We start from the raw sequence: 9,538 nt of genomic DNA, 5'->3' as shown, positions 1-9,538 counted from the left end.
CCCTCCACCAGCCGCACCCACCGACCCCCCACGGTCCGCAACAGCTTGCTGACATCCGCCGCGGCCACCTGCAAGGTCCCGCGGTCGTCGACGATCAGAGGCAGAGTCACTTCGCGGTTCACAGATGGGATCGTAGCCCCGCAACACTCACGCACCATGCCAAACAGTGGTGATGTTGCAGAACTCCCGGATTCCGTGCCCGGACAGCTCGCGCCCGTACCCGGACCGCTTCACACCGCCGAACGGGAACGCCGGATGGGACGCCGTCATGCCGTTGAAGAACACCCCACCGGCCTCCAGATCCCGTACGAACCGGTCGACCTCGTCCTCGTCCCGTGTCCACACGTTCGAACTCAGCCCGAACGGCGAATCGTTCGCGATCAGCACGGCCTCGTCCAGGTCGGCCGCCCGGTACAGCGTGGCGACCGGCCCGAACGCCTCCTCGCGGTGGATCCGCATCTCGCGGGTGATGCCGGCGAGGATCGTCGGCGCGTAGTACCAGCCCGGCCCGTCCGGTCGTTCGCCACCGCACAGCACCTGTGCACCGTCGCGCACCGCGTCGTCGACCAGTTCCTCCAGATCACGCCGCCCCTGCTCGCTGGAGAGCGGCCCGACCTCGGTGTCGTCGGCCATGGGGTCGCCGACCTTCAGCGCCTTCATGCCCTCGGCGAACCGCTCGACGAAGGCGTCATAGACGTCCGTGTGCACGATGAACCGCTTCGCGGCGATGCAGGACTGCCCGGTGTTCTGCACCCGTGCGGTCACCGCGACCTTCGCGGCCCGGTCGATGTCGGCGGAGGGCATGACGACGAACGGGTCGCTGCCGCCCAGCTCCAGCACCGTCTTCTTGATCATCTCCCCGGCGGTGGAAGCGACCGCGCGGCCCGCGGGCTCGCTGCCGGTGAGGGTGGCGGCCTTGACCCGCTCGTCGCGCAGGATCTCGTCGACCGCGGCGGAGCCGATCAGCAGGGTCTGGAAGGTGCCCTCGGTGAAGCCCGCCCGGTGGAAGAGATCCTCCAGGTAGAGGGCGGTCTGTGGGACGTTCGAGGCGTGCTTGAGCAGGCCCACGTTGCCCGCCATCAGCGCGGGAGCGGCGAACCGGACCACCTGCCACAGCGGGAAGTTCCACGGCATCACCGCCAGCACCGGCCCGAGGGGGCGGTAGCGCACCCGGACGCGTGAGGCTCCGGAGTCCTTCACGTCGGCATCGGCCGGCTCCTCGTCGGCGAGCAGTTCCTCGGCGTGGTCGGCGTACCAGCGCATCGCCTTGGCGCACTTCGCCGCCTCGGCCCGGGCCTGCTGGACCGGCTTGCCCATCTCGGTGGTCATCACGCGGGCGATGTCCTGCTGGTCCTCTTCGAGCAGGTCGGCGGCCCGGTGCAGCAGCCGGGCGCGCTCGTCGAAGGTCGTCGTCCGGTACGTGCGGAACGTGGCCTGCGCGAGCTGGAGCCGGCGCTCGATCTCCTGCTCGTCCATGGCCTCGTACGTCTTGAGCGTCTCGCCGTTCGCCGGGTTCACCGTTGCGATGGGCATGGCTGACCTCCCTCGGAGCGGGCTGTGTCTCGACCTTCCCGCGCGGCGGAGGGGACCGCAACGCGGGAGCGTCTCCTCAGGCCGAGTGCTCCGCCAGCCGGTCGAGAAACGCCGCCTGGGCCTTGACGATCACCGCGCGGGCCCGGTCGAGGCCGAACCACGCCACCCGGTCCAGTTCGGGGAACTCCTGGAGCTCCCCGGAGCGCGGGGGCCACTCCATCCGGAACGTGCCGGGCACGATCGCCGCCGGGTCGAGATCCGCCCGGACCGCCCAGGCCGTGACGATCTTGCCGTTGGTCTGCCGGACCTCGCCGAGGTCGATGGCCTCGCCGTCGGGCGGAGGCAGCCCCAGTTCCTCCCGGAACTCTCGCCGGGCGGCCTCCCAGGCGGGCTCGTCCGGCTCGTACTCGCCCTTGGGGACGGTCCACGCCCCGGTGTCGCGCCGGGCGAAGAACGGTCCGCCCATGTGCCCGAGCAGGACTTCGAGGCCGTCGTCCGTGGTGCGGAAGAGCAGCAGACCCGCACTGCGCTTCACGGCTTCACCTCCGGATGGGCGGCCAGCAGCGTCTCGACCGTGTCGGCGTCCTCCGGGCGCTTGTCCTCCCGGTAGCGGACCACCCGGGCGAAGCGGAGGGTCACGCCGGCCGGGTAGCGGGTGGAGCGCTGCAGTCCGTCGTAGGCGATCTCGACGACGAGTTCCGGGCGGACGGTCACCACGTGGTCGTCGGAATCGACGGCGAGCTGCTGGAGGCGTTCCGTCTGCCAGGTGAGCATCGCGTCGGTCATGCCCTTGAACGTCTTGCCGAGCATGGCGAGGCCGCCGTCGGCGGTGCGGGCGCCCAGGTGGAGGTTGGAGAGCTTGCCGGTGCGGCGGCCGTGGCCCCACTCGGCGGCCAGGACGACCAGGTCGAGGGTGTGGACGGGCTTGACCTTCAGCCAGGAGGCACCGCGCCGCCCCGCGCTGTAGGAGGCGTCGAGCGCCTTGGTGACGACGCCCTCGTGGCCGCGCTTCAGGGTCTCGGCGAGGAACTCCTCCGCCGCGGGCGTGTCGTCCGGTCCGGACACCAGCGTGCGCCGCACCCGCATCGGCTCGGGCACCAGGCGGGCCAGCTCGGCGTGCCGCTCGGCGAAGGGCAGGTCGAGCAGGTCATGGCCGTCGACGGACAGCGCGTCGAAGAAGACGGGGGAGACCGGCACCGCGCGGGCGGCCGTCGCCACGTCCGTGCGGGAGCCCACACGGCCGGCGGTCTCCTGGAACGAGCGGGGGCGCCCGCCCTCGTCGAAGGAGATCACCTCGCCGTCCAGGATGAACCGCTGGCCCCGCAACTCCAGGGCGGCGGCCGTCACTTCGGGCAGACGGTCGGTGATGTCGTCGAGGGTGCGGGTGTAGAGCCGCAGGGTGTCGCCGTCGCGGTGCACCTGGACCCGGATGCCGTCCAGCTTCTCCTCCACCGCGCAGGCGCCCAGCTTGCCGACCGCCTCGGCCACCGAGGAGGCGCTGTGCGCCAGCATCGGCAGCACCGGGCGGCCCACGGTGAGACGGAAGCGGTCGAGGGCGGCGGGGCCGTCCGCGAGCAGCGCCTCGGCCACCGTCTGGAGGGAACCCGCGAGCATCACGGCCCGCCGTACGTCCGCTGAGGGCGCCCCGGTCGCCTGGGCCAGTCCCTCGACCGCCACCGCGTCCAGGGCGCCCTGCCGGACCTCGCCGGTGAGCAGGCCGAGCAGGAACCGCTGCTCGGTCTCGGTGGCCGCGCCCATCAACTCCGCCACCAGCCGGGTCCGTTCCGCCTGGGAGCCAGGGCCTGACACCGCGGCGAGCTCCGCAAGGCGGGCGTCCACGTCCCGCACGGTCAGGCCCGGTTCGGCGGCCGGATCGACCGACTGGCTCAGCACCTTCCAGCCGACGCCGATCCGGCCCTGCGGCAGCCGTCCCGCCAGGTACGGGATGACGATCGGCACGTCCTCGGCCTCGGCGTCCCGGAACAGCTCCGCGAGCAGGGCCGTCTTGCGGGACCGCGCCGAGGTGGCGGCGACCTCCCGGGACACCAGGGCCAGCCGGTGCAGCAGCATGCAGCCATGGTGCACCTCAGGCGGGGCCCCTACACCTGGACGACCGGGTCCGGCGGGCCGGGTCGCGGTCTCGGCACGGGTCCGGCCGCCCGTGCGCCATCGGTCACCACCGCGCTTCGCCGGCGCGGCCCGAACAGGTTGACGAGCCCGGCGTACGCGGGTTCTCCTGCCGCGATGTCCGAACTCCGCATCCGCAGGCCTGACGACGACGGCGCGCTCCGGAACTGGCGGTACGTCCACAACACGGTCATTCCCACCTACCATCTGTCGATGGGTGACGTGCGCGACCGTGCGGAGCGCCATCACCTGGATGGAAGTCGCGTACCTCGGGGACGCGCTCGTGGGCTGCAGCACCGTACGCCCACCGGCGGACGCCACCGCGACGGCCACGGTGATCGCCCGCGTGCTCGGCCCCCGTCGGGGGCGGGGATTCGGCGGGCAGCTCTAGGAGCGAGGGCTGGACCGGGCACGGGCGTCGGGAGCCGAGGCGATCGAAACGGTGGTCCTGGCCTCGAACGAGGACGGGCTGCGGTTCCCCCGCAAGCACGGCTGCGTCGAGATCGAGCGGTACGTGCTGCCGGGCGGCACCGTGCCCTACGTCGATCTGCGCCTCTCCTGACCCGAGCGGGCCGGGGCGCCACGCCCCGGCCCGGTGGCGTCGAGTGGCTACGCCGGGTTCTGCCCCCGCACTGCCGCGTCGAGGTCCGTCATCAGCAGGTCCCCGACGATCGCGGACGCCGCCCGGTACCCGCCGCTCGCCGCGTGCACGACCTGCTCGGCGAAACCGACGGCGTTGCCCGCGGCCCACACGCCGGGCACGGTGGTCAGGCCGGTCGCGTCGACCACCGGGTACGCGCCGAACGGCGTATCGTGCAGCTCGGCGCCGAGCCGTTCCAGCAGGCCGGTCTGCGGTACGGCCCGCGGGGCGGTGAAGAGCACCGAGCGGGCGTGCGTCGTACCGTCCGCGAGCCGGATGCCGGTGAGCCGGTCGTCCTCCGTCACCAGCTCCGCGACCTCCCCGGGCACCACGTCCACGCCGGCCGCGGCGAGCCGGCGCAGATCCTCGTCGGACAGTTCCTGTTCCGCGACGGTGTGCAGGAAGAACCGCACGTCCTTCGACCACTGGGACACCATCAGCGCCTGGTGCACGCTCGCCGGGCTCGCGGCCAGCACCCCGAATGGCTGGTCGCGGACTTCCCAGCCGTGGCAGAAGGGGCAGTGCAGCACGTCCCGGCCGAACCGCTCGGTGACCCCGGGGACGGCGGGCAGATCGTCCTTCAGACCGGTGGCGACCACCAGCCGCCGGGCCCGCAGGGCACGGCCGCCCGCCAGAACCACGGTGAAGTGATCGCCCTTCTCCACCTCCACCACCCGGTCCCGGGCGAGCTCCACGTCATAGCGCGCGATCTCCTCCCGGCCGACTGCCAGGAACTCGGCGGGCGGCATGCCGTCCCGGGACAGGTAGCCCTGCATGTGCGCCGCGGGCGCGTTGCGCGGCTCTCCCGCGTCGACCACCAGCGTGCGATGTCGGGCCCGCCCCAGCACCAGCGCGGCGGACAGGCCTGCCGCGCCTCCGCCGATGACGACCACCGCGTACTCCTCGGTCATGTGACCACCTCCGCTGCCGAGCGTCGCCCCGGTCCTGCGGGATTGACAAACAACATTGCCGAAACTGCAATACAGCCATGACGACGGACGAGGTACTCGCGGGCGTGGGCCCGCGGCTGCGGCAGATGCGCAAGGAACGGGAGGTGACCCTGGCGGCGCTCTCCGAGACCACCGGCATCTCCGTCAGCACCCTCTCGCGGCTGGAGTCCGGCCTGCGTAAACCCAGTCTCGAACTGCTGCTGCCGATCGCGCGCGCCCACCAGGTGGCGCTGGACGAGCTGGTCGGCGCCCCGTCGGCCGGAGATCCGCGCGTGCGGTCCAAGCCGATCGTGATGGGCGGCCGCACCCACTGGCCGCTCACCCGCCAGCCCGGCGGCCTGCAGGCCTACAAGGTCCTCGAACCGAAGCGCAGGCAGGAGCCCGATCCCCGGACGCACGAGGGCTACGAGTGGCTGTACGTGCTGTCCGGGAAGCTGCGCCTGGTGCTGGGCGAGCACGACGTGGTGCTCACAGCGGGAGAGGCCGCCGAGTTCGACACGCGGGTGCCGCACTGGTTCGGGTCGACGGGGGAGGGGCCGGTGGAGTTCCTCAGCCTGTTCGGGCCGCAGGGCGAGCGGATGCATGTGCGGGCGCGGCCGAAAGGCGCATGACGTACGGGGGGCCTCCGGGCGGATGACGTACGGGAAGTCTCCGGGCGGACTTTGCCGGGGACGGTTCCATAGTCGGCAAGCGACCGCTTAGTATGCGAACGACCCCGGAAAGACGCAGCAGTCCCCCGTGGAGGCCCCGCATGCAGGCATGGCAAGTGCACGAGAACGGCGAACCGGGCGAGGCGATGCGGCTCCAGGACGTGGAGCCGCCCACCCCCGGTGACGGCCAGGTCCTGCTGAAGGTGCGTGCGGCCAACATCAACTTCCCGGACGCCCTGCTCTGCCGCGGCCACTACCAGGTCAGGCCCCCGCTGCCGTTCACCCCGGGCGTGGAGATCTGCGGCGAGACCCAGGACGGCCGCCGGGTGATCGCCAACCCGGCACTGCCGCACGGCGGCTTCGCTGAGTACGCCGTCGCGGACGCCGGCGCGCTGCTGCCCGCGCCGGACGCCCTGGACGACGCCGAGGCCGCGGCCCTGCACATCGGCTACCAGACCGGCTGGTTCGGTCTGCACCGCCGGGCCGGTCTGGAGGCCGGCGAGACCCTGCTCGTCCACGCTGCCGCTGGAGGGGTCGGCAGCGCGGCCGTGCAGCTCGGGAAGGCCGCAGGCGCCACCGTCATCGGTGTCGTCGGCGGCTCCGCGAAGGCGGCCGTCGCGCGCGAGCTGGGCTGTGACGTCGTGATCGACCGGCGCTCCGAGGACGTCGTCGCCGCCGTCAAGGACGCCACCGGCGGCCGGGGCGCCGACGTGATCTACGACCCCGTCGGCGGCGAGGCCTACACCCAGTCCGCCAAGGCCGTCGCCTTCGAGGGACGCATCGTGGTCGTCGGCTTCGCCAGCGGCACGATCCCGAACCCGGGTCTGAACCACGCCCTGGTGAAGAACTACTCGATCCTCGGCCTGCACTGGGGCCTGTACAACACCAAGAACCCCAAGCTGGTCCAGCACTGCCACGAGCAGCTCACCGGCCTGGCCGCGCGGGGCGCGATCAAGCCGCTGGTGAGCGAGCGTGTGCCGCTCGGCGGCGCGGCAGGCGCCGTGCAGAAGGTGGCGGACGGTCTGACCACCGGCAGGATCGCGGTCGTCATGGAGGAGGCAGCATGACCGGCGCCGAAGAACTGCGCAGCCGTACCCGGGAGTTGCTGGCCGCACACCCGCCGGCCTCCACCGACCGCCTGGACTTCCTGCGGGCCCGTTTCGACTCCGGACTCGCCTGGGTGCACTATCCGGAGGGCCTCGGCGGACTCGGCGCTCCCCGCTCCCTCCAGGCCGTCGTGGACGCCGAACTGGAGGCCGCCGGGGCGCCCGACAATGACCCGCGGCGCATCGGCATCGGCCTCGGCATGGCCGCTCCGACGATCCTCCAGTACGGCACCGAGGAGCAGAAGCGGCGGTTCCTCAGGCCGCTGTGGACGGGTGAGGAGGTCTGGTGCCAGCTGTTCAGCGAGCCGGGCGCCGGATCCGACCTCGCCGCCCTGGGCACCCGGGCCGTGCGCGAGGACGGGGGCCCCTCCGGCTCGAGCGCGGCCGGGGGCGGGGGAGACTGGATCGTCAACGGGCAGAAGGTGTGGACGTCCAGCGCCCATGTGGCCCGCTGGGCGATCCTCATCGCCCGCACCGACCCGGACGTGCCCAAGCACCGGGGCATCACCTACTTCGTGTGCGACATGACCGACCCGGGCGTCGAGGTGCGGCCGCTGCGCCAGGTCACCGGCGAGGCCGAGTTCAACGAGGTGTTCCTCACCGGCGTCCGCATCCCCGACGCGCACCGCCTCGGCGAGGTCGGCGACGGCTGGAGGGTCGCCCAGACCACGCTCAACAACGAGCGCGTGGCCATCGGCGGCATGCGGCTGCCCCGCGAGGGCGGCATGATCGGCCCGATCTCGAAGACCTGGCGCGAGCGGCCCGAACTGCGCACCCACGACCTGCACCAGCGGCTGCTGAAGCTGTGGGTGGAGTCCGAGGTCTCCCGCCTCACCGCCGAGCGGCTGCGCCAGCAGCTCGTCGCGGGCCAGCCCGGCCCCGAGGGCGCCGGCATGAAGCTGGCCTTCGCCCGCCTCAACCAGGAGATCAGCGGCCTGGAGGTGGAACTCCTCGGCGAGGAGGGCCTGCTGTACGACGACTGGACGATGCGGCGCCCGGAGCTGGTCGACTTCACCGGCCGCGAAGCGGGCTACCGCTACCTGCGCTCCAAGGGCAACAGCATCGAGGGCGGGACCAGCGAGGTCCTGCTGAACATCGTCGCCGAGCGCGTCCTGGGCCTGCCCCCCGAGCCGCGCACCGACAAGGACGTCGCCTGGAAGGACCTGGCCCGATGAGCGACCTGTTGTACTCGGAAGAGGAAGACGCGCTGCGCGCCGCCGTCCGCGCCCTGCTCACCGACCACTGTGACGCCCCCGGCGTCATCGCCCGCACCGAGTCGGGCACCCCGCACCACCTGGCCCTGTGGAAGGCACTCACCGACGGCATGGGCCTCGCCGGCCTGCTGGTGCCCGAGGAACTGGACGGCCAGGGCGCCACGCACCGCGAAGCCGCCGTCGTACTGGAGGAACTGGGACGCGCGGTCGCGCCCGTGCCGTACCTGACGAGCGCGGTCGTCGCCACCGAGGCCCTGCTGGCCTGCGGCACCGACGACCTCCTGCGCGACCTCGCGACCGGGACGGCGATCGGCGCCCTCGCGGTCGCCCTCAACGTCGCACCGGGTGCCGCATACCGGGTCGTCCGGCACGAGGACGGGCTGCTCCACGGCGAACTGACCGGCATCGCGGACGCGGCCGTGGCCGACGTGCTGCTCGTGCCGGCCGACGACGGCGGGCTGTACGCCGTCGACGCCACCACCGCGACCGTCACGCCGCAGACCTCCCTGGACCTGACCCGGCCGCTCGCCACTGTCACCCTCGACGGGGTGCGGGGCCGGCTGCTGGGCGACGCAGAACCCGCCGTGCGCCGAGCCCTGCGCGCCGGCGCCGGGCTGCTCGCCTCCGAGCAGTGCGGACTGGCCGAGTGGACGCTGACGGAGACCGTCCGCTACCTGAAGGAACGCAAGCAGTTCAACCGGCCCGTCGGCGGCTTCCAGGCGATCAAGCACCGGCTGGCCCAGCTGTGGCTGGAGGTCGTCAACACCCGCGCGGCCGCCCGCAACGCCGCCGACGCCCTGGCGAACGGCGACGACGCGGACGTGGCCGTCACCGTCGCCCAGGCCTACGCGGCGCCCGTGGCCGTGCACGCCGCCGAGGAAGCCCTGCAACTGCACGGCGGCATCGGCATGACGTGGGAGCACCCCGTGCATCTGTACCTCAAGCGCGCCAAGGCCGACTCGATCGCCTACGGCACGCCGGGCGCCCACCGGGAGGCACTGGCCGCACTGGCCGACCTCCAGGCCCCCTGACACCCATTCGGCCAATACCGCTGCACGGCCGGGAATCACCGGAAAGGCCCGTCCCGCCAGGGGCGGGCCTTTCCGCGCGCCCGGACCGGTGAAGCGAACATGTGACGGCGGTCCGGCCAACTCCGTTACCGGGCCTGCTCCTTGAGCTGCCGAGAGCCCATACTCGCAGGGTTCCCGTACGGCATCTCCAGGGAGGCAGAGCATGGCCCTCACCACCCGTCGCACGGCCCTCACCACCCTCGGCGCAGCACTCGCGGGCTCGATCGCCCTCCCCGCCGCCCCCGCAC

9 protein-coding genes and 1 pseudogene are annotated in these 9,538 nt (G+C 72.6%); 5 read left to right on the top strand and 5 right to left on the bottom strand.

What is annotated here, in order from left to right; all coding sequences use genetic code 11:
- The 4 genes from C1J00_RS45990 to C1J00_RS31150 all read right to left on the bottom strand — a co-directional run.
- The coding region (locus C1J00_RS45990) for a DUF6213 family protein (protein ID WP_245936579.1) at nucleotides 1-122 on the bottom strand (122 nt) is incomplete at its 3' end.
- 25 nt (nucleotides 123-147) lie between these two features.
- Nucleotides 148-1,533: an NADP-dependent succinic semialdehyde dehydrogenase gene (locus tag C1J00_RS31160; RefSeq protein ID WP_102912331.1), complete on the bottom strand. Its 1,386-nt coding sequence runs from the start codon at nucleotides 1,531-1,533 to the stop codon at nucleotides 148-150.
- A 76-nt stretch (nucleotides 1,534-1,609) separates the two neighbouring features.
- The gene (locus C1J00_RS31155; protein WP_102912330.1) at nucleotides 1,610-2,068 is read right to left on the bottom strand and encodes an NUDIX hydrolase; all 459 of its coding nucleotides are present in this window, start codon (nucleotides 2,066-2,068) and stop codon (nucleotides 1,610-1,612) included.
- Nucleotides 2,065-3,603: an ATP-dependent DNA ligase gene (locus tag C1J00_RS31150; protein ID WP_102912329.1), complete on the bottom strand. Its 1,539-nt coding sequence runs from the start codon at nucleotides 3,601-3,603 to the stop codon at nucleotides 2,065-2,067. Before C1J00_RS31150 ends, C1J00_RS31155 begins: the two co-directional genes overlap by 4 nt.
- Nucleotides 3,604-3,777: 174 nt before the next feature.
- On the opposite strand from C1J00_RS31150, the pseudogene C1J00_RS31145 reads away from it, so the two are divergent.
- Nucleotides 3,778-4,222 (top strand): annotated as a pseudogene (locus C1J00_RS31145) (GNAT family N-acetyltransferase).
- Nucleotides 4,223-4,269: 47 nt separating this feature from the next.
- Here the strand turns inward: C1J00_RS31145 and C1J00_RS31140 are convergent.
- Nucleotides 4,270-5,211: an NAD(P)/FAD-dependent oxidoreductase gene (locus tag C1J00_RS31140; protein ID WP_102912328.1), complete on the bottom strand. Its 942-nt coding sequence runs from the start codon at nucleotides 5,209-5,211 to the stop codon at nucleotides 4,270-4,272.
- A gap of 77 nt (nucleotides 5,212-5,288) precedes the next feature.
- Here C1J00_RS31140 and C1J00_RS31135 point away from each other — a divergent pair, with 77 nt between their 5' ends.
- The 4 genes from C1J00_RS31135 to C1J00_RS31120 all read left to right on the top strand — a co-directional run bounded on the left by C1J00_RS31135 (nucleotide 5,289) and on the right by C1J00_RS31120 (nucleotide 9,251).
- Nucleotides 5,289-5,861: a helix-turn-helix domain-containing protein gene (locus C1J00_RS31135; RefSeq protein WP_102912327.1), complete on the top strand. Its 573-nt coding sequence runs from the start codon at nucleotides 5,289-5,291 to the stop codon at nucleotides 5,859-5,861.
- Nucleotides 5,862-6,001: 140 nt separating this feature from the next.
- Entirely contained in the window at nucleotides 6,002-6,967 is a 966-nt protein-coding gene (locus tag C1J00_RS31130) for an NADPH:quinone oxidoreductase family protein (RefSeq protein ID WP_102912326.1), read from the top strand.
- Nucleotides 6,964-8,181 (top strand): acyl-CoA dehydrogenase family protein, encoded by a 1,218-nt coding sequence (locus tag C1J00_RS31125; protein ID WP_102912325.1) that lies wholly within the window; start codon nucleotides 6,964-6,966, stop codon nucleotides 8,179-8,181. The genes C1J00_RS31130 and C1J00_RS31125 overlap by 4 nt, the downstream gene beginning before the upstream one ends.
- Nucleotides 8,178-9,251: an acyl-CoA dehydrogenase family protein gene (locus C1J00_RS31120; protein ID WP_102912324.1), complete on the top strand. Its 1,074-nt coding sequence runs from the start codon at nucleotides 8,178-8,180 to the stop codon at nucleotides 9,249-9,251. Before C1J00_RS31125 ends, C1J00_RS31120 begins: the two co-directional genes overlap by 4 nt.
- Nucleotides 9,252-9,538 lie beyond the last annotated feature (287 nt).

This window comes from Streptomyces cahuitamycinicus (assembly GCF_002891435.1).
Lineage (GTDB): Bacteria > Actinomycetota > Actinomycetes > Streptomycetales > Streptomycetaceae > Streptomyces > Streptomyces cahuitamycinicus.
This window is presented reverse-complemented; position numbering and strand designations above follow the sequence as displayed.